31 protein-coding genes, 4 tRNA genes and 2 pseudogenes are annotated in these 26,585 nt (G+C 68.1%); 23 read left to right on the forward strand and 14 right to left on the reverse strand.

The window, feature by feature from the left end; all coding sequences use genetic code 11:
* Positions 1-17: 17 nt before the first annotated feature.
* From LV457_RS02495 to LV457_RS02510, 4 genes are read right to left on the reverse strand one after another with little or no spacing between them, the layout of a single operon-like run.
* Positions 18-1,172: a thiolase family protein gene (locus LV457_RS02495; RefSeq protein ID WP_232168788.1), complete on the reverse strand. Its 1,155-nt coding sequence runs from the start codon at positions 1,170-1,172 to the stop codon at positions 18-20.
* A 21-nt stretch (positions 1,173-1,193) separates the two neighbouring features.
* Positions 1,194-1,607 carry a Zn-ribbon domain-containing OB-fold protein gene (locus LV457_RS02500; protein WP_232168789.1) on the reverse strand — a complete coding sequence of 138 codons (414 nt, stop codon included), beginning with the start codon at positions 1,605-1,607 and terminating at the stop codon, positions 1,194-1,196.
* A 52-nt stretch (positions 1,608-1,659) separates the two neighbouring features.
* Complete coding sequence (locus LV457_RS02505; RefSeq protein WP_232168790.1) at positions 1,660-2,661, reverse strand: LLM class F420-dependent oxidoreductase; 1,002 nt, start codon at positions 2,659-2,661, stop codon at positions 1,660-1,662.
* Between the two features lie 28 nt (positions 2,662-2,689).
* Positions 2,690-3,226 (reverse strand): TetR/AcrR family transcriptional regulator, encoded by a 537-nt coding sequence (locus tag LV457_RS02510; protein ID WP_232168792.1) that lies wholly within the window; start codon positions 3,224-3,226, stop codon positions 2,690-2,692.
* 74 nt (positions 3,227-3,300) lie between these two features.
* On the opposite strand from LV457_RS02510, the gene LV457_RS02515 reads away from it, so the two are divergent.
* Together LV457_RS02515 and LV457_RS02520 are read left to right on the forward strand one after the other, a co-directional pair.
* Entirely contained in the window at positions 3,301-4,509 is a 1,209-nt protein-coding gene (locus tag LV457_RS02515) for an FAD-dependent monooxygenase (protein WP_232168793.1), read from the forward strand.
* A gap of 39 nt (positions 4,510-4,548) precedes the next feature.
* Positions 4,549-4,974: a pyridoxamine 5'-phosphate oxidase family protein gene (locus LV457_RS02520; RefSeq protein ID WP_232168794.1), complete on the forward strand. Its 426-nt coding sequence runs from the start codon at positions 4,549-4,551 to the stop codon at positions 4,972-4,974.
* Positions 4,975-5,103: 129 nt separating this feature from the next.
* On the opposite strand, the gene LV457_RS02525 is transcribed toward LV457_RS02520, so the two are convergent.
* Together LV457_RS02525 and LV457_RS02530 are read right to left on the reverse strand one after the other, a co-directional pair.
* Positions 5,104-7,254, reverse strand: coding sequence for a 3-hydroxyacyl-CoA dehydrogenase NAD-binding domain-containing protein (locus LV457_RS02525; protein WP_232168795.1), 2,151 nt, complete (start codon positions 7,252-7,254; stop codon positions 5,104-5,106).
* 11 nt (positions 7,255-7,265) lie between these two features.
* Positions 7,266-8,477, reverse strand: a complete 1,212-nt coding sequence (locus tag LV457_RS02530) for an acetyl-CoA C-acetyltransferase (protein ID WP_232168796.1) — start codon at positions 8,475-8,477, stop codon at positions 7,266-7,268.
* A gap of 131 nt (positions 8,478-8,608) precedes the next feature.
* On the opposite strand from LV457_RS02530, the gene LV457_RS02535 reads away from it, so the two are divergent.
* Complete coding sequence (locus LV457_RS02535; RefSeq protein ID WP_232168797.1) at positions 8,609-9,796, forward strand: pyridoxal phosphate-dependent aminotransferase; 1,188 nt, start codon at positions 8,609-8,611, stop codon at positions 9,794-9,796.
* Positions 9,797-9,845: 49 nt separating this feature from the next.
* Positions 9,846-10,787, forward strand: coding sequence for a cation diffusion facilitator family transporter (locus LV457_RS02540; RefSeq protein WP_232168798.1), 942 nt, complete (start codon positions 9,846-9,848; stop codon positions 10,785-10,787).
* 9 nt (positions 10,788-10,796) lie between these two features.
* Here the strand turns inward: LV457_RS02540 and LV457_RS02545 are convergent, their stop codons facing one another.
* Genes LV457_RS02545 through LV457_RS02555 form a run of 3 tightly spaced genes read right to left on the reverse strand, consistent with a single transcriptional unit; the run spans position 10,797 to position 12,148 of the window.
* A complete protein-coding gene (locus tag LV457_RS02545) occupies positions 10,797-11,237 on the reverse strand; it encodes an SRPBCC family protein (RefSeq protein ID WP_232168799.1) in 441 nt (146 codons plus the stop codon).
* Between the two features lie 9 nt (positions 11,238-11,246).
* Positions 11,247-11,693 carry an SRPBCC family protein gene (locus LV457_RS02550; RefSeq protein ID WP_232168801.1) on the reverse strand — a complete coding sequence of 149 codons (447 nt, stop codon included), beginning with the start codon at positions 11,691-11,693 and terminating at the stop codon, positions 11,247-11,249.
* An 11-nt stretch (positions 11,694-11,704) separates the two neighbouring features.
* Positions 11,705-12,148, reverse strand: a complete 444-nt coding sequence (locus tag LV457_RS02555; RefSeq protein WP_232168803.1) for an SRPBCC family protein — start codon at positions 12,146-12,148, stop codon at positions 11,705-11,707.
* 171 nt (positions 12,149-12,319) lie between these two features.
* Between LV457_RS02555 and LV457_RS02560 the strand changes: the two genes are divergently transcribed.
* The 7 genes and pseudogenes from LV457_RS02560 to LV457_RS02590 all read left to right on the forward strand — a co-directional run bounded on the left by LV457_RS02560 (position 12,320) and on the right by LV457_RS02590 (position 19,575).
* Positions 12,320-12,841 (forward strand): 2Fe-2S iron-sulfur cluster-binding protein, encoded by a 522-nt coding sequence (locus tag LV457_RS02560; RefSeq protein ID WP_232168804.1) that lies wholly within the window; start codon positions 12,320-12,322, stop codon positions 12,839-12,841.
* Positions 12,838-13,824, forward strand: coding sequence for a xanthine dehydrogenase family protein subunit M (locus tag LV457_RS02565; protein WP_232168806.1), 987 nt, complete (start codon positions 12,838-12,840; stop codon positions 13,822-13,824). The genes LV457_RS02560 and LV457_RS02565 overlap by 4 nt, the downstream gene beginning before the upstream one ends.
* 2 nt (positions 13,825-13,826) lie before the next feature.
* Positions 13,827-15,914 carry a xanthine dehydrogenase family protein molybdopterin-binding subunit gene (locus LV457_RS02570; protein ID WP_232169217.1) on the forward strand — a complete coding sequence of 696 codons (2,088 nt, stop codon included), beginning with the start codon at positions 13,827-13,829 and terminating at the stop codon, positions 15,912-15,914.
* Positions 15,911-16,708, forward strand: coding sequence for an alpha/beta fold hydrolase (locus LV457_RS02575; RefSeq protein WP_232168808.1), 798 nt, complete (start codon positions 15,911-15,913; stop codon positions 16,706-16,708). Before LV457_RS02570 ends, LV457_RS02575 begins: the two co-directional genes overlap by 4 nt.
* Positions 16,709-17,031: 323 nt before the next feature.
* Positions 17,032-18,399, forward strand: a complete 1,368-nt coding sequence (locus LV457_RS02580) for a hypothetical protein (RefSeq protein ID WP_232168809.1) — start codon at positions 17,032-17,034, stop codon at positions 18,397-18,399.
* A 65-nt stretch (positions 18,400-18,464) separates the two neighbouring features.
* Positions 18,465-18,926 (forward strand): annotated as a pseudogene (locus tag LV457_RS02585) (prevent-host-death protein).
* A gap of 145 nt (positions 18,927-19,071) precedes the next feature.
* Positions 19,072-19,575 carry a hypothetical protein gene (locus tag LV457_RS02590; RefSeq protein ID WP_232168811.1) on the forward strand — a complete coding sequence of 168 codons (504 nt, stop codon included), beginning with the start codon at positions 19,072-19,074 and terminating at the stop codon, positions 19,573-19,575.
* A gap of 81 nt (positions 19,576-19,656) precedes the next feature.
* Here LV457_RS02590 and LV457_RS02595 read toward each other — a convergent pair whose 3' ends face one another.
* A complete protein-coding gene (locus LV457_RS02595) occupies positions 19,657-19,842 on the reverse strand; it encodes a hypothetical protein (RefSeq protein WP_232168812.1) in 186 nt (61 codons plus the stop codon).
* Positions 19,843-19,989: 147 nt separating this feature from the next.
* Here LV457_RS02595 and LV457_RS02600 point away from each other — a divergent pair, with 147 nt between their 5' ends.
* The 5 genes from LV457_RS02600 (at position 19,990) to LV457_RS02620 (ending at position 22,615) form a co-directional block, all read left to right on the forward strand.
* Positions 19,990-20,370, forward strand: a complete 381-nt coding sequence (locus LV457_RS02600) for a TIR domain-containing protein (RefSeq protein WP_232168813.1) — start codon at positions 19,990-19,992, stop codon at positions 20,368-20,370.
* On the forward strand, positions 20,367-20,843 hold the full coding sequence (locus tag LV457_RS02605; protein WP_232168814.1) for a hypothetical protein: 477 nt from the start codon (positions 20,367-20,369) through the stop codon (positions 20,841-20,843). The genes LV457_RS02600 and LV457_RS02605 overlap by 4 nt, the downstream gene beginning before the upstream one ends.
* Positions 20,840-21,136 (forward strand): hypothetical protein, encoded by a 297-nt coding sequence (locus LV457_RS02610; RefSeq protein ID WP_232168815.1) that lies wholly within the window; start codon positions 20,840-20,842, stop codon positions 21,134-21,136. Before LV457_RS02605 ends, LV457_RS02610 begins: the two co-directional genes overlap by 4 nt.
* Before the next feature lie 130 nt (positions 21,137-21,266).
* Entirely contained in the window at positions 21,267-21,638 is a 372-nt protein-coding gene (locus LV457_RS02615; RefSeq protein ID WP_232168816.1) for a hypothetical protein, read from the forward strand.
* A 101-nt stretch (positions 21,639-21,739) separates the two neighbouring features.
* Positions 21,740-22,615: a TIR domain-containing protein gene (locus LV457_RS02620; RefSeq protein WP_232168817.1), complete on the forward strand. Its 876-nt coding sequence runs from the start codon at positions 21,740-21,742 to the stop codon at positions 22,613-22,615.
* 466 nt (positions 22,616-23,081) lie between these two features.
* On the opposite strand, the gene LV457_RS02625 is transcribed toward LV457_RS02620, so the two are convergent.
* Positions 23,082-23,519 (reverse strand): NUDIX hydrolase, encoded by a 438-nt coding sequence (locus LV457_RS02625; protein WP_232168819.1) that lies wholly within the window; start codon positions 23,517-23,519, stop codon positions 23,082-23,084.
* A 24-nt stretch (positions 23,520-23,543) separates the two neighbouring features.
* Between LV457_RS02625 and LV457_RS02630 the strand changes: the two are divergent.
* Positions 23,544-23,922: pseudogene (locus tag LV457_RS02630) on the forward strand (tyrosine-type recombinase/integrase); the annotation flags it as partial.
* Between the two features lie 38 nt (positions 23,923-23,960).
* Here the strand turns inward: LV457_RS02630 and LV457_RS02635 are convergent.
* The 3 genes from LV457_RS02635 to LV457_RS02645 form a co-directional block, all read right to left on the reverse strand.
* Positions 23,961-24,037 (reverse strand) — tRNA-Phe (locus LV457_RS02635).
* A 37-nt stretch (positions 24,038-24,074) separates the two neighbouring features.
* Positions 24,075-24,148 (reverse strand) — tRNA-Asp (locus tag LV457_RS02640).
* Between the two features lie 32 nt (positions 24,149-24,180).
* Positions 24,181-24,253: transfer RNA gene (locus LV457_RS02645), tRNA-Glu, on the reverse strand.
* Between the two features lie 123 nt (positions 24,254-24,376).
* On the opposite strand from LV457_RS02645, the gene LV457_RS02650 reads away from it, so the two are divergent.
* The 6 genes from LV457_RS02650 to LV457_RS02675 all read left to right on the forward strand — a co-directional run bounded on the left by LV457_RS02650 (position 24,377) and on the right by LV457_RS02675 (position 26,548).
* A tRNA-Lys gene (locus LV457_RS02650) sits at positions 24,377-24,449 on the forward strand.
* Between the two features lie 385 nt (positions 24,450-24,834).
* Positions 24,835-25,044: a helix-turn-helix domain-containing protein gene (locus tag LV457_RS02655; protein ID WP_232168821.1), complete on the forward strand. Its 210-nt coding sequence runs from the start codon at positions 24,835-24,837 to the stop codon at positions 25,042-25,044.
* The gene (locus tag LV457_RS02660) at positions 25,041-25,397 is read left to right on the forward strand and encodes a hypothetical protein (RefSeq protein WP_232168822.1); all 357 of its coding nucleotides are present in this window, start codon (positions 25,041-25,043) and stop codon (positions 25,395-25,397) included. Before LV457_RS02655 ends, LV457_RS02660 begins: the two co-directional genes overlap by 4 nt.
* Positions 25,394-25,537 (forward strand): hypothetical protein, encoded by a 144-nt coding sequence (locus LV457_RS02665; RefSeq protein WP_232168823.1) that lies wholly within the window; start codon positions 25,394-25,396, stop codon positions 25,535-25,537. The genes LV457_RS02660 and LV457_RS02665 overlap by 4 nt, the downstream gene beginning before the upstream one ends.
* 42 nt (positions 25,538-25,579) lie before the next feature.
* The gene (locus LV457_RS02670) at positions 25,580-25,744 is read left to right on the forward strand and encodes a hypothetical protein (protein WP_232168824.1); all 165 of its coding nucleotides are present in this window, start codon (positions 25,580-25,582) and stop codon (positions 25,742-25,744) included.
* A 210-nt stretch (positions 25,745-25,954) separates the two neighbouring features.
* Positions 25,955-26,548 (forward strand): hypothetical protein, encoded by a 594-nt coding sequence (locus tag LV457_RS02675; protein WP_232168825.1) that lies wholly within the window; start codon positions 25,955-25,957, stop codon positions 26,546-26,548.
* Positions 26,549-26,585 lie beyond the last annotated feature (37 nt).

The following is a 26,585-nucleotide window of genomic DNA, read 5'->3' on the forward strand; positions in this document are numbered from 1 at the left end:
CCCTAACGCTGGGAGGATCAGACGGACAGGATGGTCGCCGACGCGGTCCCGGGTGCGCCGTACACCTGCGCGAGCCCGACCTTCGGTTCGCCCGGCACCTGGCGTTCGCCGGCCTCGCCGCGCAACTGCCGCACCAGCTCGTGCATCTGCCGCAGCCCGGAGGCGCCGATGGGTTCGCCGTTGGCGATCAGCCCGCCGTCGGTGTTGACCGGGATGGACCCGCCGATCTCGGTGGCGCCGTCGGCCAGCAGCTTCTCCTGCTCGCCGTCGGCGCACAGCCCCGTCTCGGCCATGTGGATCACCTCGGCGCCGGCGTCGGTGTCCTGCAGCTGAGCCACGTCGACGTCCTCCGGGCCGATGCCCGCGGCCTCGTAGGCGGCCCGCGCCGCGTACACGGTGGGGGCGGCGTCCTCGTCGAGCGGGGCGGACGTGGCGTGCACCTCGTAGGCGCCGAACCGACGGGTCCGAATCTCAGACGCCCGCACGTACACCGGCTTCTTGGCGTAGCGGTGCGCGAGGTCGCCGCGGCACATGATCACCGCGGCCGCACCCTCGTCGGGTGCGCAGAACATGTACTGCGTCAACGGGTAGTTCAGCACCGTCGAGTTGAGGATCTCGTCCTCGCCGATCGGCTTGCGGCGGAACGCATTCGGGTTCAGTGCGCCGTTGCGGAAGTTCTTGGCCGCGACCTTCGCCAGCGTGGCCTGCGAGATGCCGTGCTTGTGCAGGTAGTGGTTGGCCTTCATCCCGAAGAACTTGGTGGTGACGAACTGGCCGTTCTGGGCGTACCACTGCGGCAGGGCGAGCTTGGCGGGGTCGTCGGTGAAGGCGCCGCGGGGGTGCTTGTCGAGCCCGATCGCGATGCCGATGTCGTACTTGCCCAACCGGATGGTGTCCGCGGTCTGCTGGATGGCGCTCGCGGCGGTGGCGCAGGCGTTGAACACGTTGGTGAACGTGATGCCCGTGAGCCCGACGAGCCGGGTCACGGAGTCCGGGTTGGACACCTCGTAGCTGCCACCGAAGCCGAATTGGATGTCCTGCCACTGCAATCCGGCGTCGTCGAGCGCCAGCTGGATGGCATCGGCACCCATCTCGACGGCGGACTTGCCCTCGAACCGGCCGAACGGGTGCAGACCGACCCCGATGATCGCGACGTCGTTGTGGTTCGTCATGGCGCGGAAGTCCTTCTCGTCTCAGGCGGGTTGAAAGGCGAACGTGACGATCTCGTTGCCGTCGGCGTCGGTGGTGAACGGGATCATCGTCAGCTCGACAGGCATACCGAACTGCAGCTTGGCCGGGTCGTTCTCGGTGAGCCGGCCCTCGACACGCACCAGATCACCCAGCTGCACGAGCCCGACGCCGAACGGCACGAAGTCCTTGCCGGTGGGCCCGGCATAGGGCGGTCCGGGCGGGAAGCCCTGCGTCGTCCAGGCGATCAGCGTGCCGGTGCGCGGCAGCGTCACGTCGCTCATCTCCGCCTTGCTGCACTTCGGGCAGCGCGGCTGCGAGGGGAACACGGTGGCCGAGCAGTGGCCGCACGTGCTGCCGATGAGCTGCGGGTTGTCGTCAGGCCACGTGGAGATCTCGGGCGCCAGTGCCTTCTGCATGTGCGGATAGTACATCAGCATTTCCAAAATGGAGAAGGACGTTCTCGCAGCGCTATCGCGTCAGCGCCGGGATCACCTCGCGCTCGAAGCGCTCGATCGACGACCGGTCGTAGGCCGCCTCGGGGAAATAGACGATGACGTAGCCGCAGCCGAGCTCTCGGATGCGGGTCAGCCGCTCGACCACCTGCTCCACCGTGCCGCTCGCCGAGTCCGGCGAGCTGGTGGCGCTCAGCAGCGCGTCGGCCGCGTCCTCCCCGACGATCGGTACCAGCCGGTCGCGGATGGCGGCGATGCGGTCGGCCACCTCCCGCTCGGAGTCCCCCAGCACCGCGTTGACGTTGACCGAGCGCACGATGGCCGAGAAGTCGGTGCCGAGGTCGCGGCAGTGCCCCGCCAGCACGTTCGACTTGTGCGCGAACGCCGTGGGTTCACCGCTGAAATTGGTGTAGTGCGCATACCGGGCGGCGATCCGCAGCGTCTTACGCTCCCCACCGCCGGCGATCCACAGCGGGATGCCGTTGGGCTGCAGCGGCTTCGGCGCCACGATCGCGTCCTTCACCCCGACGTAGTACTTGGCGTCAGGCAGGCTCACGGTGCCGTGGCGCCAGGCGTCGCGCATGATGCGCACCCCTTCGTCGAGCCGCCCGAGCCGCTCGCCGGCCGATGGGAAGCCGTAACCGTAAGCGCGCCATTCGTGTTCGTACCAGCCGCCGCCGATGCCCATCTGCACCCGCCCGCCGGAGATGACGTCGACGGTGGCCGCCACCTTGGCGAGGTACACCGGGTTGCGGTAGCCCATCGACGTGCACATCTGCCCGAGCTTGATCCGGCGCGTGGTCGCCGCGTACGCCGACATCAGCGTCCACGCCTCGTGCGTCGCCTCGCCGGTGGGCAGCGGCACCGTGTGGAAGTGGTCGTACACCCACAGCGAATCCCAGGCATCGGCGCCGTCGGCGTAGGCCGCGAGGTCGCTCATCACCCGCCAGTGCCGCTCGGGCGCGATGCCTACGAGATCGAGCCGCCACCCTTGCGGGATGAAGAGTCCGAAGCGCATGCCGCGACCCTAGCCCCGGACCGCGGCGTCACAGGCCCAACGCCGCCATTGCACCCGTGACCGCTGCGGCGCGCAGCGCCTCCGGCGGTGCGTCGGGAAATTGGAGACAGCAATCCTGCAACCCGCCGAGCGCGATGACCGCACGGGCGGCCTGCTCCAGGTCCGGGTCGGCGCCGTAGATCAGCCGGCCCAGCCGTTCGCGCCAGGCCATCATGCTGTCGATCAGGCCGAGGTCGGCGATGGTGCTCAGCTCCGACACCACCAGAACCAGATCGGCACGATTGCGGTAGGAGTAGTCGAAGAATCCCTCGAGCACTTTCCGCGGCGTGACGTCGCCTCGGCTTTCACACTCGCGCACGAAGGACTCCCCACCGTCGATCAGCGGTTGCACGATGCTGCGCACCAGGTCCTCGCGTGACGAGAAGTGATGGTAGAGCGCCGGCTTCGAGATCCCGAGTCGGGCGGCGATGTCCTGCAGGCTGGTCCGCTGCACGCCTTTGACGGCGAAGAGTTCCCGAGCCACGTCCTGGATCCGCCGCCGGGTGTCGGTGCGGGCGGAACTCACCGGGTCACCCTAACCGACCGATCATTAAGTAAGCTCTGCCGAGAGGTTACCGACCGTTAAGTAAGGAGAATGTCATGCGAGTGCTCATCTCCGGTGCCAGCGTCGCCGGACCCGTCGCGGCCTACTGGCTCACCCGCCGCGGCTTCGACGTCACCGTTGTGGAGCGCGCACCCGCGCTCCGCAAGACCGGCGGGCACGCCGTCGACCTCATCGGACCCGCCATGGAGATCACCGAGCAGATGGGCGTCGTCGATCGCGTCCTCGCGCACGCGACCGGCACCGAGCAGCTGCTGATACATCGCGTCGGCGCCACCCGCCCGGCGTCCATCGACTACCGCAAGTTGACGGCGACGATGTCTGACCGCCACGTCGAGATCATGCGCGACGACCTCAGCGAGATCTACTACGACGCCGGCCGCGACGACGTCGAGTACCTGTTCGGTGATCGCGTCACCGCCATCGGTGACGACGGCAGCGTCTCGTTCGCGCGGTCCGCAGCGCGGACCTTCGACGTCGTGATCGGCGCCGACGGCCTGCATTCGGGAGTGCGCCGACTGGTGTTCGGGGAGGACGCCGGCCACACCGAGTTCCTCGGCGCATACCTGTCGGTTGTGTCGGTGCCGAAATCGTTTGCCCGCGAGGGCGAGTCGACCGGTTTCATCGACGTCGACCGCTCCGCGATGATCTACACCGCCGACCACCTCACCGATGCCCGTGCGGTGTTCATCTTCCGTCCCGACGCACCCTACGACTACGACCACCGCGACACGGCCGGGCATCGCCGGCTGTTGCGTGAACGCTTCTTTGGAATGTCCGCGCCCGTCGACCGGTGGCTCCGGGAACTGGAACGCACACCCGCGTTCTACTTCGACGCGATCACCCAGCTGCAGCTGACGAGTTGGTCGCGTGGCCGGGTGACGCTCGTCGGCGACGCCGGTTACTGCCCGGGCCCGGCAGTCGGCGGCAGCACCAGCCTCGCGGTGATCGGCGCCTACGTCCTCGCGGGCGAGCTGGAGCGCGCCGCGGGCAATCATGCCGCGGCGTTTAGCGCCTACGAGCAGTTCATGACGCCGTCGGTCCTCGCCGCCCGCGCGCTGGCCAAGGCGATGACCAGCGGGATCCTGCCGACGTCCCGACTGGGGGTGCGGGCGTTCATGGGCGCGGGTCGCCTGGTCTCGCTGCTTCCGAGCCGCGTCACGTCCGCGCTGGCGCGGCTCAACGACAAGGGCATCCGGCTCTACGACTCGATCACCGTCCCGAAGTATCCGACCCCGGTCCGCTGAGAGGCGGTGCATGTCAGCGGCCGTCGTTATCCTCCGACCATGGCGCTGTCGAAGGACGAACGAGAGCAATTCCTGACCGAACCGCACGTCGCCGCGTTGTCGGTGTCCGCCGGCGCAGGTCGCGGCCCCCTCACCCTGCCGATCTGGTACCAGTACACCCCCGGCGGCCAACCCTGGGTGCTCACCGGGGCCGGCTCACGAAAACACCGGCTGATCGAGCAGGCGGGGCATTTCAGCCTGCTGGTCGACCGGGTCGAGCCCTCGGTGCGCTACGTCGCGGTGGACGGCCCGGTGGCCCGCATCGAGCCCGGCACCGACGAACAGATGGTGGAGCTGGCCCACCGCTACCTCGACGAGGCGGCCGCCGAGCGGTACCTGGCCTTTGCCCGCGCCAATCTCGGCGAGCACGTCGCCATCTGGCTCGAGCCGAAGAACTGGTACTCGGCGGATCTCGGTTCGTTCTGACGGCACATCGGGCTTGAGCCGCCCGGGCGCAGGCGCGTCAGGCCGGCAGACGCAAGAACCCCCGGAACAACCGGTTCCGGGGGTTCTCGGCGATCGTGCGCCGGTAGCGGGGGTGCTACGTCGTCGAGCTTACGACGACAGCGACGCCGGCGGGGTGAAGCGCTCGCCGTAGCGCTCGGCCAGCTGCTTGGCCCGCGCCACGAACGCGTCCTTGCCGATGCCCAGTTCGCCCTGGTAACCGACGATGAACTGCGCCGACCCGCCGGTGTAGGGCGGGTAGCCGATGCCCATGATCGAGCCGATGTTGGCGTCGGCAGTCGAGGTGAGCACACCCTCGTCGAGGCACTTCTGCGTCTCGATCGCCTCGGCGAACAACATGCGGTCGATCATGTCCTGCAGCGGAATGTTCGCGCTGCCCGACTTGAACGTCTCCCGCAGGCCCGGCCACAGCCCGGCGCGCTTGCCGTCGACGTACTCGTAGAAGCCGGCGCCCTTGAGCCGCGACGGCCGGCCGATCTCGATCATGGTGTTGACGACCGCTTCGGCCGGGTGCGGCTCGTAGCTGGCTCCTTCGGCCTCGGCGGCCTTGCGGGTCTCGGTCGCGATCTTCTGCATCAGCTCGAGGTTGAGCTCGTCGGACAGCTGCAGCGGCGGCGCGGGGTAGCCCGCCATGCTGCCGGCCCGCTCGATGGACGCCGGCTCGACGCCCTCACCGAGCATCGCGAGCGCCTCGTTGACGAACGTCCCGATCACCCGGCTGGTGAAGAAGCCGCGGCTGTCGTTGACGACGATCGGGGTCTTCCCGATGGCCAGCGTGTAGTCGAACACCCGGGCCAGCGCCTCGTCGGAGGTCTTCTCGCCCTTGATGATCTCCACCAGCGGCATCTTGTCGACCGGGGAGAAGAAGTGGATGCCGATGAAGTCCTCCTGGCGCTTCACGCCGGTCGCGAGACCGGTGATCGGCAGCGTGGAGGTGTTGGAGCCCAGCACCGCGTTCGGCTCGACGATGTCCTCGATCTCCTGGAACACCTTGTGCTTCAGCTCGGTGTTCTCGAAGACGGCCTCGATCACGAAGTCGACGCCCTTCAGATCGGCCGCGTCGCCGGTCGGGGTGATGCGGTCGAGCAGCGCCTTGGACTTCTCCTCGGTGGTCTTGCCGCGTTGCAGCGCCTTGGCCTCGAGCTTCTCGGAGTAGCTCTCGCCCTTCTGGGCGTTCTCCAGGCTGACGTCCTTGAGCACCACGTCGAACCCGGCCTTCGCCGACACATAGGCGATCCCGGCGCCCATCATGCCGGCCCCGAGCACGCCGACCTTCTTGATCGGGGTCTTGCCGATGCCGTCGGGACGCGAGCCGCCGCCGTTGATGGTCTGCAGGTCGAGGAAGAACGCCTGGATCATGTTCTTGGCGGTCTGCCCGGTGACCAGGGAGACGAAGTAGCGGCTCTCGATGCGGCTGGCCGACTCGAAGTCGACCTGCGCACCCTCCACGGCGGCGTCGAGGATGGCGCGTGGCGCGGGCATCGGGGCACCCTTGAGCTGCTTCTTCAGCAGCGCCGGGAACGACGGCAGGATCGCCGCGAGCGCCGGCGAGGCCGGGGTGCCGCCGGGCATCTTGTAGCCCTTGACGTCCCACGGCTGGGTGTGGGCGTCGGGGTTGTCGCGGATCCACGCCTTGGCCGCGGGCACCAGGTCGTCGACCGAGTCGACGAGCTCGTCGACCAGGCCGATCTCCTTGGCCTTGGCCGGCTTGAACCGGGTGCCCTGGCTGAGCACCTCCATGAACGCCTTCTGGATGCCGAACATGCGCACGGTGCGGGTCACGCCGCCGCCGCCGGGCAGCAGGCCCAGCGTCACCTCGGGCAGGCCGATGACCGAACCCTTGACGTCGGCCGCGATGCGGTGGTGACACGCCAGCGCGATCTCCAGGCCGCCGCCGAGCGCGGCGCCGTTGATGGCCGCGACGACGGGCTTGCCCAGCGTCTCGAGTTTGCGCAGGTCGGCTTTGATGGATTCGACCTCGGCGAACGACGCCTCGGCATCGTCGGGTCCGACGGTCATCATGCCCTTGAGGTCACCACCGGCGAAGAAGGTCTTCTTCGCGCTGGTGATGACGACGCCGGTGATCGAGTCGATCTCCGCCGCGAGCTTCTCGACGGCGCCCCGCATCGACTCCTTGTAGTGCTCGTTCATCACGTTCGCCGAGCCGGTCGGATCGTCGAGCGTCAGGGTGACGATGCCCTCGTCGTCCTTGTCCCACTGAATGGTGTTCTCTACTGGCATTTTCGGCCTTCCTAGACGCGCTCGATGATGGTGGCCACGCCCATGCCGCCGCCCACGCACAGCGTGATCAGCGCGCGACGCGCGCCGCGGCGCTCGAGCTCGTCGACCATGGTGCCGGTGATCATCGCCCCGGTGGCGCCCAGCGGGTGCCCCATCGCGATGGCGCCGCCGTTGACGTTGAGCTTCTCGTCCGGGATCTTCAGGTCCTTCTGGAATTTCAGCACCACCGACGCGAACGCCTCGTTCAGCTCGAACAGGTCGATGTCGTCGACGGTCAGCCCGGCGCGGTCGAGCACCTTCTTCGTGGCCGGGGTCGGGCCGGTGAGCATGATGACCGGGTCGGAGCCGCTCGTCGCGGTCGCCACGATGCGAGCGCGCGGGGTCAGCCCCTGCGACTGGCCCGCTTTTTCGCTGCCGACGAGCACCAGCGCGGCGCCGTCGACGATGCCGGAGCTGTTGCCGCCGGTGTGGACGTGGTTGATCTTCTCGACCCAGTGGTATTTCTGCAGCGCCACCTCGTCGAAGCCACCCATCTCGCCGATGCCGTCGAAGGCGGTTTTGAGCTTGCCGAGGCTCTCGACGGTGCTGCCGGGCCGCATGTGCTCGTCGTGGTCGAGGATCACCAGGCCGTTCTGGTCGCGCACCGGCACGACCGACTTTGCGAAGTAGCCGCCCGACCAGGCCGCGGCCGCACGCTCCTGCGAGCGGGCGGCGTAGGCGTCGACGTCCTCACGTGAGAAACCCTCGATGGTGGCGATCAGGTCGGCGCCGATGCCCTGCGGCACGAAGCCGATGCGGTAGTTCGTCTCCGGATCGGTGGCCCATGCGCCGCCGTCGGAGCCCATGGGCACGCGGCTCATGGACTCGACGCCGCCCGCGAGCACCAGGTCGTCCCAGCCGGAGCGCACCTTTTGCGCGGCGGTGTTGACCGCTTCGAGGCCGGAGGCGCAGAACCGGTTGAGCTGCACGCCGCCGGTGGTGTCGGGCAGGCCCGCGGCGAGCACCGCGGTACGCGCGATGTCGCCGCCCTGGTCGCCGATCGGTGACACGACGCCGAGGATGACGTCGCTGATCAGGTTTTCGTCGAGGTCGGGGTGGCGCCGGCGGATCTCGTCGATCAGGCCGGTCACGAGGTTCAGCGGCTTGACCTCGTGCAGGGAGCCGTTGCGCTGCTTGCCGCGAGGGGTGCGGATGGCCTCGTAGATGAAGGCTTCTTCGGACATAGCCCGCAGCGTAACAGCCTAAACCAACCTGTTGGTTGGGGCGGTCCTCCCGCCGAAACCGACGAACGGGCGGGAGAAGTGCGAGACGTCGGCGCCATTTCGTCGGTCTCGGCGGCCTAACCTCGAGCGCCATGACGGTCGAACGGCTGCGACCCTTCACCACGACGGTGTTCGCGGAGACCTCCGCGCTCGCGGCCCGGATCGGCGCGGTGAACCTCGGCCAGGGCTTTCCCGACGAGGACGGCCCGCCCGCCATGCTCGCCGCCGCGCAGCGGGCGATCGCCGAGGGCGCCAACCAGTACCCGCCCGGCCTCGGCATTCCGGAGCTGCGCCACGCCATCGCCGCCCACCGGCAGCGGCGCTTCGGAGCCGACTACGACCCCGAGACCGAGATCCTGGTGACCGCCGGCGCCACCGAGGCGATCGCGGCCGCCGTGATCGGGCTCGTCGAGCCCGGCTCGGAGGTGCTGCTCGTCGAGCCGTACTACGACTCCTACGCCCCGACCATCGCCATGGCCGGCGCGCAGCGAGTGCCCGTGCCGCTGCGGCCGCACGGCCGCGGCTTCGCGCTCGACGTCGACGCACTGCGCGCCGCGGTGACGCCGAAGACCCGCGCACTGATCCTCAATTCGCCGCACAACCCGACGGGCACGGTGCTGTCGGGTGCGGAGCTGACCGCTCTCGCCGAGCTGGCGACGGCGCACGACCTGCTCGTCATCACCGACGAGGTGTACGAGGCGCTCGTCTTCGACGACGCGCAGCACCGCCCGATCGCGGGGTACGCCGGCATGGCCGAGCGCACGGTGACAATCTCGAGCGCGGCGAAGATGTTCAACGCCACCGGCTGGAAGATCGGCTGGGCCTGTGCGCCCGCCGATCTCATCGCCGGCATCCGCGCGGCCAAGCAGTTCCTCACCTACGTCGGCGGCGCACCGTTCCAGCCTGCCGTCGCCTACGCGCTCGACCACGAGGACGCTTGGGTCGAGCGCCTGCGGATCTCGTTGCAGCGCAACCGCGACCGGCTCGGCGGGGCACTCACCGAACTCGGGTTCGACGTGCACGCCAGCGCGGGCACCTACTTCCTGTGCGCCGACCCGCGGCCGCTGGGCTACGACGACGGCACGGCCTGCTGCGCGGACCTCCCGGAACGCATCGGCGTGGCCGCGATCCCGATGTCGGCGTTCTGCGATCCGGGCCCGGGCCACGGCGACGACTGGAACCACCTGGTGCGCTTCGCGTTCTGCAAGCGCGACGAGACGCTCGACGAGGCGATCCGGCGGCTCGCGGCGCTGCGCGGCGGAGCCGGCCGCCGAGCCTGACCGTCCCCGCCGGTGATGCGCGGCCGGCCGGGGTCGCAGACTGGGCGCCATGGCATCGCAACAGTCCGGCGGCGAGAGCACGCTGACCGTCATCACCGCACTCGGGGCCAACGTGGCCGTCGCCGTGGCCAAGACGGTCGCCGCCCTGATCAGCGGGTCGGCGTCCATGGCCGCCGAGGCCGTGCATTCGTGGGCCGACGCCGGCAATCAAGGGCTGCTGGCGGTCGCGAACCGCAGGAGCAAGCGGCCGCCCGACGCCGACCGGCCCTTCGGTTACGGCCGCGAAGCGTACGTGTGGTCGTTGCTCGCGGCGGTCGGACTGTTCGTCGTGGGCGGATCGCTGTCGGTGTGGCACGGCATCACCGAGCTGCTGCACGGCGAGTCGACGCACGAGAACTACCTCGTCGCCTACGTCGTGCTGGCGGTGGCGTTCGTGCTCGAGTCGGTGTCCCTGCTGCAGGCGGTGCGGCAATTGCGGTCCGAGGCGCGCCAATTCGATCTCGGCCTGCTCGACCACGTGCTCGACACCTCCGACCCCACCACTCGGGCGGTGTTCGCGGAGGACACCGCAGCGCTGATCGGGATCGTGCTGGCCGCCGCGGGCATCGGGCTGCACCAATGGACCGGCAACGCCGCGTGGGACGCCGTCGGGTCCATCATGGTCGGCCTGCTGCTGGGCGTGATCGCGGTGATCCTCATCGACCGCAACCGCCGCTTCCTCGTCGGCGAGCCGGCCAGCCCGGCGGTGCGGGAGGCCGCGACGCAGCGCATCCTGGGCTTGCCGGAGGTCGCCGCGGTGCGGTTCGTCCGGCTGGTGTTCGTCGGACCCAAGCAGCTGTTCCTGGTGGCGTCCGTCGACCTGCAAGGCGACGCCGTGGAGTCCTCGGTGGCGGCCACCCTGCGCCGGCTGGAGGTTGCGCTGCAGGACGACCCGTTCATCGTCGACGCGGTGCTCACGATCGCCGAACCCGACGAGCTCGAACGGGCCTGACGGTGTCCGCTAGCTGCCCTTCACCTTCAGCACCCGCTTGCGCAGGCCCTCGGTGGCCGTGTCCAACAGGCCCTTGGCGCCCTTCTTGATGAGGAATCCCGGCAGCGGCACGGTGGGGTCGACGGTGAGCTCGAAGTGCACCTTGGTCTTGTCGCCGTCCGGGGTGAGGGTGTAGCGGGCGTCCTGGGCGCGCTGCTGCTTCGAGCTCACCAGCGTCCAGCTGACGCCGTCGTCGTGCACGGTGTAGTCGAGCACCTGGTCGTCGGTGACGCCGACGATCTTGACGACTTGGCGGGAGCGTTTCGGCCGGCCCTGGTCGTCGCGTTCGAGGATCTCCACCTTCTGATGGGCCGGCGACCACTCGGTGAGCGATTCCAGATCGAACAGCACCGCCATGATCTCGTCGGGTGTGGCTTCGATGGTGACGTCGCGTGATTCGGTGATGGCCATGGCGGCAATCTACTTGCCGCCGTCGGCCACCTTCAGCACCTGCTTGCGCAGGCCGTCCGTGGCGGTTTCCAGCGCGCCCTTCATCGCGCGTTTGAGCACGAAACCGGGCAGCGGCACCGACAGGTCGACCGCGATGTCGAAGCGGACCTTCGTCCTGTCGCCGTCGGGGGTCAGGGTGTAGCTGGCGTCCTGCGCCTTGAGCTGCCCGGCGCTCACCAGCGTCCAGCTCACCCGGTTGTCCGCCCAGGTGTAATCGACGACCTGCTCGTCGGAGATGCCCGCGGTCTTGACCTTCATCTTGACGCGCTTGGGCCGCCCGTCGTCGTGGGTCTCGAGCACCTCGGCGCTCTGGTACTGCGACGACCACGACGGCGTGCTCTGCACGTCGGAGATCACGTCGAGGATCTGTTCAGGGCTGGCTTCGATGACGACTTCGCGGGAATCCTTGACCGCCATGGTCGATCAACCTACGTGGCGCGGCGGCGGGAGAGCACCCGTTTGCGCAGCCCGTCGGTCGCGGTGTCGATCACGCCCTTGCTCGCCCGCTTGATCAGGAATCCGGGCATCGGCATCACCGGGTCGATGCGCACCTCGAAGCGCACGCGGGTGCTCGTCCCGTCGGGCGTCAGGGTGTACCGGGCGTCCTGGCTGCGCTGCCACTGCGAGCTGACCAGCGACCAGCCGTAGCCGTCGTCGTAGTACTGCAGCGCGATCTCGACCTCGTCGGTGATGCCGACGGTCGTGACGGTCTGCCGGCTGCGCAGCGGGCGGCCCCGGTCGTCGCGCTCGGTGACCTCGCAGCGCTGATGCGGTTCGGACCACTCCGGGAGCGACTCCAGGTCGAGCATCACGGCGAGCACCTCGTCAAGGCCCGCTTCGATGACGACCTCGCGGGAGGCGGTGATCGCCATCGGATCAGCGCTGCGCGGTCATGACGCGAGCCACGCGTCCGCCCGGCTGCTCGGAGCACGTCATCCCCACCCCGACGACGTAGACCTTGTTGGGCACGGCACGCTCCTTCGCCTGGCTCCGCTGCTCCCGGCGCGGAGTTTAGCGGTGGGTGCGACGGGAATCCGGCCCGAATGCAATCCCCCGCCACCGCCTCCGACATCACGCTGGAGGTCGACGGCCGGCGATGTTCGCTGCACGTCGACAACCGCACGTCGCTGCTCGACGCGCTGCGCGACCACCTCGGCGTCACGTCGCCGAAGAAGGGCTGCGACCACGGGCAATGCGGGTCGTGCACCGTGCTGCGCGACGGCCGGCGGGTGGTGAGTTGCCTGACGTTCGCGGTCGCGCACGACGGCGCGTCGATCACCACCGCGGCCGGCCTGCACGACGGCGACGCGCTGCATCCGGTGGCGCAGGCGTTCCTGGAGCACGACGGGTTCCAGTGCGGCTACTGCACGCCCGGGCAGGTGTGTTCGGCGGTCGGCATGCTCGACGAGGCCAAGGCCGGCAACCCGAGTTCGGTCACCGACGACCTCGAGGCGGCACCGCAGCTGACCGACGACGAGATCCGGGAACGCATGAGCGGCAACCTGTGTCGCTGCGCCGCCTACCCGAACATCGTCGCCGCCATCCGGCAGGCGGCCGGCGCATGATCCCGTTCGAATACCGCCGCGCGCAGTCGGCCTCCGACGCCGTGACCGCGCTCGCCGAGCGCCCGGACGCGGCGTTCCTCGGCGGCGGCACCAACCTCGTCGACCACATGAAGCTCGGAGTCGCCGAACCGCGGCTGCTGGTGGACGTGAGCTCGCTGCCCGGCGACGTCACCGGCACGGGCGCCGGCGGCCTGCGCGTCGACGCATCCGTGCGCAACAGCGACCTCGCGGCGCATCCGCTGGTGCGCAGCCGCTACCCGGTGCTGGCCCGCGCGCTGCTGTCGGCGGCGTCCGGCCAGCTCCGCAACGCGGCCACGACCGCGGGAAACCTGCTGCAGCGCACCCGCTGCGTGTACTTCCAGGACGTCACCACCCCGTGCAACAAGCGCGAGCCCGGCACCGGCTGCTCGGCCATCGGCGGCTACACCCGCTACCACGCCATCCTCGGCGCGTCGCCGCAGTGCGTGGCGGCGCACCCGTCGGACATGGCCGTCGCGATGGCCGCACTCGACGCCGACGTGCTGGTGCTCGGGCCCGACGGTGAGCACCGGATCCCGCTGACCGAGTTCTACCGGCTGCCCGGCGACGAGCCGCACCGCGACACCGTCCTGCGACACGGCCAGCTGATCACCGCCGTCGAGCTGCCGCCGCCACCCGAGCGCGCCGTGAGCACGTATCGCAAGGTCCGCGACCGGGCGTCGTATGCGTTCGCGCTGGTGTCGGTGGGCGCGGAAGTGGTGCTCGACGGGGACCGCATCGCCTCGGCCCGGGTGGCGCTGGGCGGTATCGCGCACGCGCCGTGGCGGGCCACCCGCGCCGAAGGCGTGCTCGTCGGCGCCCCCGCCACCGAGGACACCTTCGCCGCCGCGGCCGACGCCGAGCTCGCGGCCGCAGAACCGTTGCCGGGCAACGAGTTCAAGGTGGAGCTGACGCGCCGCACCCTGGTGGCCACGCTGCGCGAGCTGGCGGGTGGTCGGCGATGACCATGGCCCCGCTGCGCCCGGTTGCCATCGGCCGGCCCGACCTGCGCGTCGACGGCCGCGCGAAGGTGACCGGCACGGCACCGTACGCCGTCGAGTATCCCGTCGAAGCGCCGCTGTATCTCCATCCGGTGCAGGCGACCATCGCCCGCGGGCGGGTGCGCAGCATGAGCACCGAGCGCGCGAGGGCGCTGCCCGGAGTTGTCGACGTGCTCACCGTGTTCGACGCGCCCCACCTCGTCGACGCCACCGACGGCGAACTGGCGATCCTGCAGGACGACCGCGTGCACTTCCGCGGGCAGCTCATCGGCGGGGTGCTCGCGCAGACCGCCGAGACCGCCCGCGAGGCCGCGGCGCTTATCGCCGTCGACTACGCCGCCGAGGAGCACGACACCGAGTTGCGGGCCGATCACCCGGAGCTGTACGCGCCGGACCAGGTGAACCCGTCCTACGAGACCGACACTGCCGAGGGTGACGTCGACGCGGCGCTCGCGGAGGCGGACGTCGTTGTCGACCAGTGGTATTCGACGCCGATCGAGCACAACAACCCGATGGAACCGCACGCCACGATCGCGATCTGGCACGGCGACGGGGAGCGCGTCGCCACGCTGTACGACTCGATCCAGGGCGTCCACGCGGCGGCCAAGACGCTGGCGCCGTTGTTCGGGCTCGAGCCGTCGCAGCTGCGGGTCGTCGCGCGCCACGTCGGCGGTGGATTCGGGTCCAAGGGCGCGCCGCACGCACACGAGGTGCTGGCGCTGCTGGCCGCGCAGCGGGCCGGCGGCCGGCCGGTGAAGCTCGCGTTGACCCGCCAGCAAATGTTCGCGCTCGTCGGCTACCGCACCCCGACCATTCAGCGGATCCGGTTGGGCGCCACGCGCGACGGCACGCTGACCGCGCTGGTGCACGACGCCATCGGGCAGACCGCGCGCAGCAAGGAGTTCGCCGAGCAGACGGCCGTCACGTCACGCAAGATGTATGCCGCGCCGAACCGGCGCACCACGCACCGGCTGGCCGCGCTCGACGTGCCGTTCCCGTTCTGGATGCGGGCACCGGGCGAGTGCCCGGGGACGTATGCCGCCGAGGTCGCGATGGACGAGCTGGCGTATGCCTGCGGCGTCGACCCGATCGAGCTGCGCATCCGCAACGAACCCGCCGTCGACCCCGAGACCGGCAACCCGTGGTCGAGCCGCCGCCTCGTCGACTGCCTGCGCCTCGGCGCCGATCGATTCGGCTGGGCCGCAAGGCCGTTCGCGCCGCGGGCCACCTCCGACGGCGATTGGCTGGTCGGCACCGGCGTCGCGTCGGCCACCTATCCGGCGATGATCCAGCCCGGTAACACCGCCCGCGTGCGCTACGTCGACGACCGCTACGAGGTGGCCATCGGCGCCGTCGACATCGGCACCGGCGCCTGGACGGCGCTGACGCAGATCTGCGCCGACGCGCTCGAGGTGCCGGTCGAACTCGTGGACCTGCGGATCGGCGACAGCGCGCTGCCCGCCGCGTCGGTGGCGGGCGGATCGTCCGGCATCAGCTCGTGGGGTCGCGCGATCGTCGCGGCGGCCCGCCAATTCCGCCACGACCACGGCGACGTGCCGTCGCCCGGCGCGGCCAGCGAGGCCGACGCCCCGGAGAATCCCGACGGCGACGCGGTCACGATCCAGTCGTTCGGCGCGCATTTCGTCGAGGCGCGTGTCCACCGCGACACCGGCGAGGTGCGGGTGCCGCGGATGCTCGGCGTGTTCTCGATCGGCCGCGCCATCAACGCCCGGACGCTGCGCTCGCAGCTGATCGGCGGCATGACGATGGGCCTGTCGATGGCGTTGCACGAAGAAAGCGTTCGCGACCACCGCTTCGGGCACGTCGTCACCCAAGACCTGGCGACCTACCACTTCAGCTCGCACGCCGACGTCGCCGATATCGACGCGATCTGGCTCGACGATGAGGTGGACGAGCACAGCAACCCGATGGGCTCGCGCGGAGCCGGGGAGATCGGCATCGTCGGCTCGGCGGCCGCCGTCGTCAACGCGATCTTCCACGCGACCGGCATCCGGGTGCGCGACCTCCCGGCGACCCTGGACAAACTGCTGTGACCGGTCAGCAGATGTTCACCGCCGCCGACGGCATCGAATTGGCCGTCCGCTCGACCGGGTCGGGTTGCCCGCTGCTGTTGGTGCACGGCAGCAACGGCGGGCTCGACTCATGGGACGACCTGGCACCGAAGTTCGCCGACCACCAGGTGTGGCGGTATGCCCGCCGCGGCTATCCGCCGAGCGGCGCCGCGCCGCCCGGCAACACGTTCGCGGCCGAAGCGGACGATCTGCTGCTGATCGCGCGGCGGGCCGCGGCGGACGCCGAACAGCGCGTCAACGTGGTCGGCAGCTCCTACGGCGCCTCGGTCGCGCTGCATGCCGCGCTGCGGTCGACGGCCGACATTGCGTCGTTGGCGCTGCTCGAACCGCCGTTGCTGCTGTGCGGTACGAGGCTGGCGCCGGTCGTCGCCGAGTACCGCGAGCTGTTCGACGCCGGTCACTACCGCGCCGCGCTCGAGCTGTTCCTGCGCGAGGCGGCGCGGCTGCCCGACGAGCTGCTCGACGCCGGTCCGCCGGTGCCCAACGATCCGGCGGCGGCCGCGGCCGCGCTCGGTGACCTGGAGGCGATGGCCGCCGACTCGTGCGACGTGCAGCGATGGTCGGCGATCGACGTGCCGGTACTGCTCATGGGCGGCGCCGACAGCTGGGATCCGTTGCCGCAGGGGATGCGGGATCTCGCCGACGTCCTGCAGGACGTGCAGCGGGTGTCCTGGGAGGGGAAGTCGCACCTGACGCTCGCCTCGCCACCCGATCTGGTGGCCGGCCGGCTCCGGGCGTTCCTCGGCACGGTGTGACTCCGACGCCCGGCACCACCCGAACCTGAATCCAAGGTAAGGGTAACCTCTTGTTTCTTAGGTAACCCTCAGCTACATTCGGCGCGCCCCGCTGGGGGTCACCCATGCTGACAACAGGAGACACCGTGCACCTTGCCCTACGCGACGACACGAACGCCGAGTTCTGGTCGCGACCCACTGCACCGGCCCGCCGCGCCAACCGGTTCGCCGTCGCCGGCGTCGCCGTCGCCGGCGCTGCCGCCATCGCACTGAGCCCCGCGGCGCCGACGATGCCCGCGCTCGAAGAGCTGCAGCAACGCGCGGTCGAGTTCACCGGGCTCACGTTGACCGACCCGAACCGGCTCGTCGATCCGCTGACCGCCCTTGGGCAGGCGTTCACCGCCAGTGTGGGCGCGGTGACCCAGTTCGGTACCAACCTCGCCGGCCAGACGGTCCCGAACCTCGCGTCGATCCTCGGCAACAGCCCGGCGTTGCTGGCCGACCTCGGCCAGGTGGCGATCAACCTGCCCACCGGCATCTCGAACCTGTCGACGGTGCTGCAGAACGCCGCCACCGCCTACAACAACGCGAACCCAGCGGTGCAGGCGGCGCTCCAGGACGCGATCACCAAGCTCCCGACCTCCATCGGAAACGCGCTGGGTTACCTTCAGCAGGGCGAGTTCGTCGAGGCGTTCAGCGAACTGAACATCTGGTTCCTCGTGGAATTGCTGGAGCAACCGGCCGCGCCGCTGTTCCCCCTGCTCACCACGCTGCCGGGCGACATTGGCGAGGCGTTGGGCTCCGAGCGGCTCGGCAATCTGCTCGACGCGCTCTTCACGCGTGCCGGCGGCTTCAACGGCATCGCCCGCGCGCTGCTGGCCGCGCCGATCTCCGGCGTCTTCCAGTCGGCGATCATCCTCGACGACGTGCGCGCGGCCATCCAGATCGGTCGGACCGACCTGGCCGTCGCCGGGCTCGCGAGCCTGCCGATCCTGGCGGCCAGCGCCTTCCTCAACGGCTTCGTTCCGCCGGTCCTCAACCCCAATCAGTCGCCGATCCGGTCGACCTTCCCGGGCATCTTCGGCGACAACGGCCTGGTCGACTTCTTCTTCGTCGACCTGCCCCGCACCATCGCCACGGGCCTGGCGGCGCCGGTCACAACCACCGCCGCCACCCCGGCGGCAGCGCTGGCCACGGTGGCGTCCACCGACCTGACGGCCGGCGGCACGACGATCACCGTCTCGCTCGACGACTCGGCTGGCGAGGCTTCGGCTGGCGGTATCTCAGTCGGCGGTGTTTCGGCCGGCGGTGTTTCGGCCGGCTCGACCGGCTCGGCCGGCGGTGTTTCGACCGGCTCGGCCGTCTCGGCCGGCGGTGGCTCGACCGGCTCGACCGGCTCGACCGGCTCGACCGGCTCGACCGGCTCGGCCGGCGGCGTCGAAGTGGGCGATGAGTCCGACGACGGCGACGATGCCGGCACGGATGCTGGTGCCGGCGCGAAGGACGAGGTGGCGGACGGCGCGAAGGAGGCGGATAAGGCGCTCGACGACAAGTCCGCCGCCGACGACGACTCCGCCGACGCGGGCGACGGCGCCTCGAAGAAACACGCTTCGGACGACAATGCCGACAACAAGACCGACCGCGGCACCGACGGCAAATCGAACGACGGCGGCGCCGACAACGGCGGTTCGGACAAGTCCGGCGACGCCTGACGACCCGATGGCGACGGCCCCCTCGAACTCCGAGGGGGCCGTTCGCGTTGTGCGTCTGCGTGGTTATGGCCTCGCTCGCGTTCCGCACCACCACCCGCCGCTCCTCGGACTTGAGTAAGCACTCCGCGGAGGTATTCGCCGAGGCAGAGCAACTTCCGGTGACGGTCACGCGCCGCGACGGCGCGCCCCTCGTGTCGATGTCGCAGCGCGAAGCCGAGGGTCGCGCCCGCCTACTACTCCAATTTGCCGCGCAGCTCATCGGCGTGGCCCCGGACGATGACGGCCCGCTGGTCGAGCGGATGGCAAAGGCATTCCCATGGATGTGCGCGTTGTCTCCGGAGGACCGGGCTAGTTGCGCTCAGGATCTCGTCGACGCGGCGCGGGCGTCGTTCTCGACCGACCAGCGCATCCGGCGCTCGCGGAGCTCACCTCGTGGCGGGGAAGCGGCGACCGCCATCGCCGCCGGTCTTGGTCAGGCCGATCTCGAATGGCTTGACGCCGACGACGCCGTTGTCGAGCGCCCGTAGCGGTGGCGGGTAAGCGCGGCCACCTCGTCCCTCGTCCTCCGAAAAAGTTCGAGTACAAAATCCGCTTTGCTACGACCAACGCACTCAAAGAGCAGGTGCATCCGCGTCACCCGAACGAAACGAAATAGACGGTGGGGCCAGGGCCGTGATCGAATCGGCGATGATCGCCCCGGTGGTCCTATCGGGTCTGTGCCGAGATCGGGTCTGTGCCGAAAATCCGTCGCGCTTCGACACCTTGGCGACATACGGTGACGCGATGAGCGGGTGCCCGGAGTGCGGTGTGGTGCCGAGCAGGTTCGTCGACGGTGACCACGCCGACGGTTGCAGCCGGCGGCCGCGCTGCCCAACCTGCGGCATGGACCCGGCGTCCTTCTTGCACCGCTGCACGGAGGTGGTCAAGCAGTTCGCGGCGCATCTGGTCGAGCGGTACGCCGACACGATGGATCCGGCGGCCGCTGAGTTGGTGCGCGGCGATCTGGCGGCCGGCGAGTGGGAGTCCGCGGCGATCGTTGTCATCGAGGACGCCCCGGACGTCAGTGCCGTGGACATCACTCGGCTCAAGATCCTGGCCGCCGACTTCGATGACACGGACCGAGAGATTGCGCTGCGAGTGGTGGCCAAGCGGCGCGCCGCCAACGGTAAGGGGTAGCCCACCCCACGGCCCCTCTCCGCGGGCGTCCAACGGCCACGGATGGCGGGGAAGTTTATCCGCCCTGGGGTCTACCGAGGCTCAGAGCCTGGTGTGTGCCCGGATCGCGTCGATGAGCTTGTCTGACCTGTCGCGGTCGTCGATGTCGTCCAGGCTCGTTTGGTCGATACCGAGGTCGACCGTATGACCGTCGGTGAACGTGAGGCAGATGTGACCGAGGTTGATGTGGTCGCGCAGCCACACCGCATCCCGTCCACGAACACCCACGGAGATGGAGCGAGATCTCGCAGGCGCTGAATCGAGCAACATCGGGACCGGAGCTCCGCAAGCGACCACGAATTGTCGGTGGTTCTGGCAATGTTTGCCGTATGCCGGCCGCGACGCCGGGAGGACTTCCAGCCAGGGAGGCACAACGTGGTGCAACGAGCCTTCATCAGCTTCGACTACGACAACGACGCACGGTTGAAGGACCTGCTGGTCGGCCAGTCGAAGAACCCCGACTCTCCGTTCGAGGTACACGACTGGTCTATCAAAACAGCCTCCCCAGGTTGGCGTGAAGAAGCCCGGCGCCGAATTCGTGCGAGCGGGTTGGTGATCGTCCTGTGCGGCAAGTACACGCACCTTGCTACTGGCGTTGGCGTTGAGCTCGGCATCGCCCAGGCGGAGAGCGTGGACTACTTCCTCCTCGCGGGTTACCAGAACGGTTCAACTCGGCCGACGACAGCGAAGGCGACGGACAAGATGTACAGCTGGACCTGGGAGAACCTCAAGAAGCTTGTGAACGGCCAGCGATGAGTGAACTAGCTGAAGCACTCCCCGACGCGCGGGTCCTGGACATCTACAAGCTGGCTGTGGAGATGGCGGACCGTGTCTCGGCCCGGCGCGCGTTGGCCAATGCCTTCTTTCTCACCGTCAACACCACCCTGGTCGCTGTGGTCGGGTTATCGACCACACAGCCAGACTCCGCGCTGCGTTTCATAGCCGTGTGCGCGGCAGGTGTCGCTGTGTCCGTGTGCTGGTGGCTCCTTCTCCGCGCGTACCGCCGGCTCAATTCGGCCAAATTCGCAGTTATTAACCAGATCGAGAATGACCACCTTCCCGTCAAGCCGTACACGGACGAGTGGAAGGAGCTAATGCCCGACGACGTGGCCACCGGCCGCCGTGCGCGGCTGAAGGCCTTGCGCGAACTCGGCGGTGTCGAACGCATTGTGCCAATCGTCTTCGGGTTGCTGTACGTCGCACTCTTGGTCGGCAGACTAGTGACATGAGTTACCTCGATGTCGACGCTGAGCTGATCCGGAGCTGCCTACCCACGGGCACTGGTGTACCCGAGGACTCGGACGACCTGTTCGTCCTCTACGCAGTCCTCATGCGCGCCAAAGGCGAGGGCACGCGAGCCGCCGACGTGCACGACGCCTGGTCGGCGTGGATGTCGCGAAACGAACCAGACCACGAGTCAATCCGCCCGTACGACCAGCTCGCGCCGTCGGTGCAACAAGAAGATGCGCCTTTCCTCACCGCAATACATAGCGCAGCTCGCGTTCGCGCCGAGCGCGGCTGAAACCCGCGGAGCTACCTCAGATGATGGTGTCACCCCCACTGAAGTGCAACGATTTCCGTCGTGGCGTACCGATTACGGTCCCTCGACTCATTAGGCTCGCGCTATGAACTTGGTGAGGTCGAAGGAGCGCATGGCCGATCACGGTGAGGTGTTCACGCCCCTGTGGGTCGTCGACGCGATGTTGCAGTTGGTGAAGGGCGAGTCCGAGCGTATCGACGCGTTTTCTAGAACCTGCATGTACCTCACGGATTTTCGGGAGAACACTCTTAAAGACGTCATAACGAAATTGGAGCCGGACCTTTTTAAGACGGTCACCGGCCTCAGCGTCGCTGACTTCAACCTGTTGGTGTCGCTCAATGTCTTCAACAGCACGCACATGAACCAGGCCGTGCTCGCGTTTCGCCGGTACGAGGATGCGTCGCTGTCTTACACCGGTATCGATAGCCACGAAGGGCTCAGTCATTTGGGGCTCTACGACACGGTAGTCGCCCGAGAGGGCTAGAGACGATTATGACGAGTTGCTAACCACCGTATCCGCAGCATCTCTCTGAGGCTTCGTCCCAGAAGGGCCTTTTGTCGGTCGGTAGCGCTACACTGGCCTCCGTGTCGGAGGGCATTAGAAGAAGGAACGCGAGGAAGGTCTTCGTTGTCCACGGCCGCAACCTGGGCGCACGAGACGCGATGTTCAGCTTCCTTCGGTCTATCGGCCTGGAGCCAATCGAATGGTCCACGGCAATCAGTGCGACCGGCTCAGCGAGCCCCTATATAGGTCAGGCGCTGGACGCTGCATTCGAGATGGCACAGGCGGTGGTGGTGCTCCTGACGCCCGATGACATCGCGTATCTACGCTCTGAATACGCTAACGCTGACGACGATCAAGAAAGGATCCCGACGCCGCAAGCAAGGCCGAACGTGCTCTTCGAGGCTGGCATGGCTATCGGCCGTCATCCTGAGAGAACGGTCCTCGTGGAGTTAGGTTCCCTGCGTCCGTTCAGCGACGTCGCGGGTCGACTAGCAGTGCGTCTCGACAACTCTGCGCCGAAGCGAAATGATTTGGCGAGCCGGCTCAAGGACGCGGGCTGCGACGTGACGACCTCTGGGTCTGACTGGCTCACCGTAGGTGACTTCACACCACCGAATGAACCGGACGCACCGCTTGGCCGTCGGGTTCCGAGTTCTTCGAGACGTCCTCGAAATCGTCTCGATGCGCAGTACCTACGCCGCACGGCAGGCTCTGATCGAATTCAGCTCATCAATCGCAGTGGGGAAGACCTTTTCGATCTGAAGTCGCCAAACGCCAAGGACTTTCTCGGGAGAATAGACGGCTTCCCTGTGACGCGGTTGCCCGCGTCAAAGTCCATAAGTTTGCAAGCACTTCAAGGGTCGGGAACTCCGAATACATTCGATCTGGTCGTCACAGGGCATACCGAGGACGGCGAGCAGTTCGCTGAGACACTCTTCTTAGACCTCAACGGGTAGGCAACCGTGGATGTCCCGATTTCGTTTCCGCTCGACGTTGACGGATTCTTGCGACGCGAGTGTCCGAGTTGCGGTGACGAGTTCAAATGGCATGACGGACCCACCGCCGCCCGACCTGTTACTGCGGTCGACCCCGAGCAGTACACATGCCCGTTATGCGGATCGCTAGCTCCGCCGAATCAGTGGTTTACGCAAGACCAAGTGCGGTACCAGCGAGAAACGGTGGAGTTCTACGGTCTCGACGCGGTTCACGATGAACTCAGACGAGCGTTCGGGAAAAACTACAAGCCGGGCAAGAACACTGCTCCTGCGCCCACTCCGCTCCACGAACCTAACGACATGATCATTATCGAATCCCCGTGTCACCCTTGGGAGCCCGTGAAAGTTCCGCAGCAACGAGCCGACAGCGGACAATTGTATTGTCTCGTTTGTGGCAACAGCTACGAGGCATGAACCTCAGTACCGGTTACACAAGATTGATCCCATCGTGCAGGCGCGAATGGGGTATGTCGTCAAAAGCATCCAGGACGCGCACCCCAAACGCAGGCGTCATGGCTGATCGGACCTCTTCCTTTGTCATCCAACGGATTTCGCGTGCTTCCTCAGTTGTGCGAGGTTGACCACTAGCTTGTCGACAGCGGTACACCAGCGCGACGATTCCCTGGGCCAAATTCTTGTAGACACCGGTAAGGCGCTCGACAGCCACTGCCACCCCGGTCTCTTCCATGACCTCGCGCTGCACACCAGCCTCAAAGGATTCGTCGAGTCCCAGGACTCCCCCAGGCGCTTCCCAGCAGCGGCCGTTGTCCTGACGCTTAATTACGAGAACCCGGCCGTCGTCGCCGACGACGATGCCTGACACGCTCACCGAGTGTTTCGGGGTGTCTACCCTGCGCGAGCACATCCCTCCGGGGCGCCCGTTTAGTGTGTCGTCGACATCCTCAAAACGCGGATCGGCGGACGGGATCCTGACGAGCCCGCCGTCACCTCACCTAATGGCGCGATGCTGCGCTCCAACAACTGGCGTCGACACACCCACTGGAACAAAGCCCTCAAGAAGACCAATCTGGCGCCGTTGACCATCCACGATCTGCGCCATACCTACGCCAGCTTGGCCCGCAAATCTGGCGCCAATCTTCGCTACGTGCAGAAGACCATGGGCCACTCAACGCCAACCGTTACCGCGAACATCTACTGCGACCTCTACTCCGACGAGCTGGACCAGGTCGCAACCGAACCTCGATCAGCTTCACGCGAACGAGATTCACACACCAATGACCGGACAAGAACCGGACGAATCAAACTGAAAACCGAGTGCAAGACCCGTGTCGATGCAGATCAGTCCTGGTGGCCAGGGCCGGGATCGAACCGGCGACCTTCCGCTTTTCAGGCGGACGCTCGTACCAACTGAGCTACCTGGCCCGGAAGGCACCGGAATCCGTGCCTCGCCGCACTAAAGCGACCCTGACGGGACTCGAACCCGCGACCTCCGCCGTGACAGGGCGGCGCGCTAACCAACTGCGCCACAGGGCCTTGCGCTTGCTTCCGGCGTGTGCCGGTTGCAGTACCCCCTACGGGATTCGAACCCGCGCTACCGCCTTGAAAGGGCGGCGTCCTAGGCCGCTAGACGAAGGGGGCCCAGCCGAATCTCTCCGGGGTACTCGCAACGTCTTCACGCTGGGAGCCACGTCAGCTTAGGGCACGGCGGGCACAAGACTCAAACGAGGTCGCGCGCAGGACAACCAGTATCCTCGACGCCACGCCCCTATAGCTCAGTTGGTAGAGCTACGGACTTTTAATCCGCAGGTCCCAGGTTCGAGCCCTGGTGGGGGCACCGCCGGCTCCGCCGTCATCGTCGCCGCCGTCCCCGCCGTCGGGCAGCAACTCCACCGGCGGGATGAGGCTTTCGGGCGTCACGCCCAGCCAGGCCGCCGTCACAGCAATGTCGATGGCCGACCACTCGGTCTTGCCGCGCAGGCGGTCTGACACCGACGCCTGGCCCATCTGCAGTACCGCGGCGAGCTGCTTCTGCGTGCGGCCAGACCTCCACATCAGCGTGTGGACGCGCTCCCCGATTGCACTGGTGGCGCGCTTCTTCGGATCATCACGATCATCTACGGCGACGGTCATGCGTAGCAGCTTATGCCATAAGCGTCGTTTTGCGACATACCGTGCCTAACACTTGACACTTTATCGGCTTAGCCGATACGTTCCGTCGCATGTCTATCGGCTCAGCCGATACCGATCGGCCCACGCAGCAGCCGACCAGGTATCTCACCGTCAACGAAGTCGCAGACCACTACCGCACGACTGCCCGCACAGTGCAGCGGTGGATCCGCGAGGGTCGGCTGCCGGCTACTCGACTTCCCGGAGGGCGGAGCTACCGCATCCGCGCCGAGGACATCGCTACCGGTGAGGCGTCGGCGTGAGCGCGCCGGCGTTCCGGTCGCGGGAGAGCTGGGACGGCGATGATGCCGACACCCGTGACACGCTCACCGACGGCGCCGCTGCTCGCTCCACGTCGACGTCGATCGAATACGCGATCCGGCTCGGCGACGGCCGCTATGTCACCGGGTGGGACGACTACCGCGGCGAATTCGTGCCGACCTGGACTGATCTAGTCGCCGCTCAGGACGAACTCGACCGAATCAAGAACGCCGGCATCACCGTGGTCACTGACCCTCACCGGGAATCGGGCCGCCGCATCGAGCGTGACCCGACACTGACGCGGGCACAGCTGGTGCAACGGCAGGTTACGACCTGGCAGCAGGTCGACCAGTGACCGCGGCCGTGATCGCCGCCGGCCTGGTGATGCTGGCCGTCGGATTCTGCCTCGGCTGCGTCGCCGTGCACCACCACACCGAACTCGAAGCGACCTGCGCCCAGGAGACCCGCGACACCCTTTGTCGACGGGGTCGCTGACGACGCGTGCGACGACGACGCCGATGTAGCGGTGCTGCTGTGGTGACCGGCACGAACGCGATCGATGTGTGGGCGTGGTTCGACCACGCCGTCAACTTCGCGTTCATCGCGACCGCGATGCTGTTGCTGCGCAGCCGGATTCGCCGCGTCCTCGACCGGGTCCTGGCGCTCGACGACACGCCGTCGACGGATCGGCCGCCGCTGTGAACGTTTGCCCGGCGACCGCTGAGCCGGAGCTCCTCGAATGTCCGCGCGGCTGCGGGTTCGTCACCCTCGCCGCGCCGTCGCTGCGGTGGGGGCCGTGGCGGATGCAGCTGCACCTGTTGCTTCCCCGCTGTCCGACACCGATTCCCGGGACGGCCGGCACCTACCGCCGCGCCGCCCGCCGATAACCGACCCGAGAGGACCACCAGCACAATGGCATTCGCACCCGACCCCGCGAAGGAACGCGCCGCCCAGGAGGCTGAGGCTGAGGCCCGCGCCGCGATCGACCGCCGTCTCGAAGCTGAGGCGACGAAGCGGATGAACCCGTTCGAGCGGCGACTGCTCGGCGTGCTGGAGGACCTCCGCGACGCCATCGCCGCGCCGGAGCCGGTGCTCGCCGTCTGCGAACCGAACACGCCGAGCTCGGTCCTCAAGGCGATCCAGTCCGCACTCCCGCCGGGATCTCTGGTCACCGGCCCGAACGGGCCAATCATCAGCGCCTACCGCATAGCTCCCGCGGCCACCGCGGCGCAGCCGCCGAAGCCGCCGCCGCTGTCTCTCGACGCGCTGCTCGACGCGCCGGCGCCGCAACTGGTCGCGGCGATCAAGGCCGGCGGTGAGGCGATCGTCGAGCGCTACCCGCATTTCAGACACACCGACGGCAAGACGCCGCTCGATATCGCGCAGGCCGCGATCGAGGGGGCGCTGCGGTTCGCCGCCGCCATGACGTCCGACGGTCCCGCGACGGCCGCCGGCGGGGCCGCCGGCGGCGATCCGCTCCCGCCGGCGGACCACCCGCACCCCTGAGACGCCGAGCGCCGGCCGGTGTGAGGCCCGGCCGGCG

The sequence above is a fragment of the Mycobacterium sp. MYCO198283 genome (assembly GCF_021213805.1).
Classification (GTDB): Bacteria; Actinomycetota; Actinomycetes; order Mycobacteriales; family Mycobacteriaceae; genus Mycobacterium.

Coding starts and splice junctions, on each gene's coding strand:
- LV457_RS02535 (WP_232168797.1), top strand. CDS start 8,609: ATGACGGTCGAACGGCTGCGACCCTTCACCACGACGGTGTTCGCGGAG.
- LV457_RS02540 (WP_232168798.1), top strand. CDS start 9,846: ATGGCATCGCAACAGTCCGGCGGCGAGAGCACGCTGACCGTCATCACC.
- LV457_RS02530 (WP_232168796.1), bottom strand. CDS start 8,477: ATGTCCGAAGAAGCCTTCATCTACGAGGCCATCCGCACCCCTCGCGGC.
- LV457_RS02495 (WP_232168788.1), bottom strand. CDS start 1,172: ATGACGAACCACAACGACGTCGCGATCATCGGGGTCGGTCTGCACCCG.
- LV457_RS02505 (WP_232168790.1), bottom strand. CDS start 2,661: ATGCGCTTCGGACTCTTCATCCCGCAAGGGTGGCGGCTCGATCTCGTA.
- LV457_RS02610 (WP_232168815.1), top strand. CDS start 20,840: ATGAGTTACCTCGATGTCGACGCTGAGCTGATCCGGAGCTGCCTACCC.
- LV457_RS02655 (WP_232168821.1), top strand. CDS start 24,835: ATGTCTATCGGCTCAGCCGATACCGATCGGCCCACGCAGCAGCCGACC.
- LV457_RS02605 (WP_232168814.1), top strand. CDS start 20,367: ATGAGTGAACTAGCTGAAGCACTCCCCGACGCGCGGGTCCTGGACATC.
- LV457_RS02515 (WP_232168793.1), top strand. CDS start 3,301: ATGCGAGTGCTCATCTCCGGTGCCAGCGTCGCCGGACCCGTCGCGGCC.
- LV457_RS02625 (WP_232168819.1), bottom strand. CDS start 23,519: ATGTGCTCGCGCAGGGTAGACACCCCGAAACACTCGGTGAGCGTGTCA.
- LV457_RS02555 (WP_232168803.1), bottom strand. CDS start 12,148: ATGGCGATCACCGCCTCCCGCGAGGTCGTCATCGAAGCGGGCCTTGAC.
- LV457_RS02570 (WP_232169217.1), top strand. CDS start 13,827: ATGGCCCCGCTGCGCCCGGTTGCCATCGGCCGGCCCGACCTGCGCGTC.
- LV457_RS02520 (WP_232168794.1), top strand. CDS start 4,549: ATGGCGCTGTCGAAGGACGAACGAGAGCAATTCCTGACCGAACCGCAC.
- LV457_RS02500 (WP_232168789.1), bottom strand. CDS start 1,607: ATGCAGAAGGCACTGGCGCCCGAGATCTCCACGTGGCCTGACGACAAC.
- LV457_RS02615 (WP_232168816.1), top strand. CDS start 21,267: ATGGCCGATCACGGTGAGGTGTTCACGCCCCTGTGGGTCGTCGACGCG.
- LV457_RS02525 (WP_232168795.1), bottom strand. CDS start 7,254: ATGCCAGTAGAGAACACCATTCAGTGGGACAAGGACGACGAGGGCATC.
- LV457_RS02550 (WP_232168801.1), bottom strand. CDS start 11,693: ATGGCGGTCAAGGATTCCCGCGAAGTCGTCATCGAAGCCAGCCCTGAA.
- LV457_RS02545 (WP_232168799.1), bottom strand. CDS start 11,237: ATGGCCATCACCGAATCACGCGACGTCACCATCGAAGCCACACCCGAC.
- LV457_RS02675 (WP_232168825.1), top strand. CDS start 25,955: ATGGCATTCGCACCCGACCCCGCGAAGGAACGCGCCGCCCAGGAGGCT.
- LV457_RS02560 (WP_232168804.1), top strand. CDS start 12,320: ATGCAATCCCCCGCCACCGCCTCCGACATCACGCTGGAGGTCGACGGC.
- LV457_RS02565 (WP_232168806.1), top strand. CDS start 12,838: ATGATCCCGTTCGAATACCGCCGCGCGCAGTCGGCCTCCGACGCCGTG.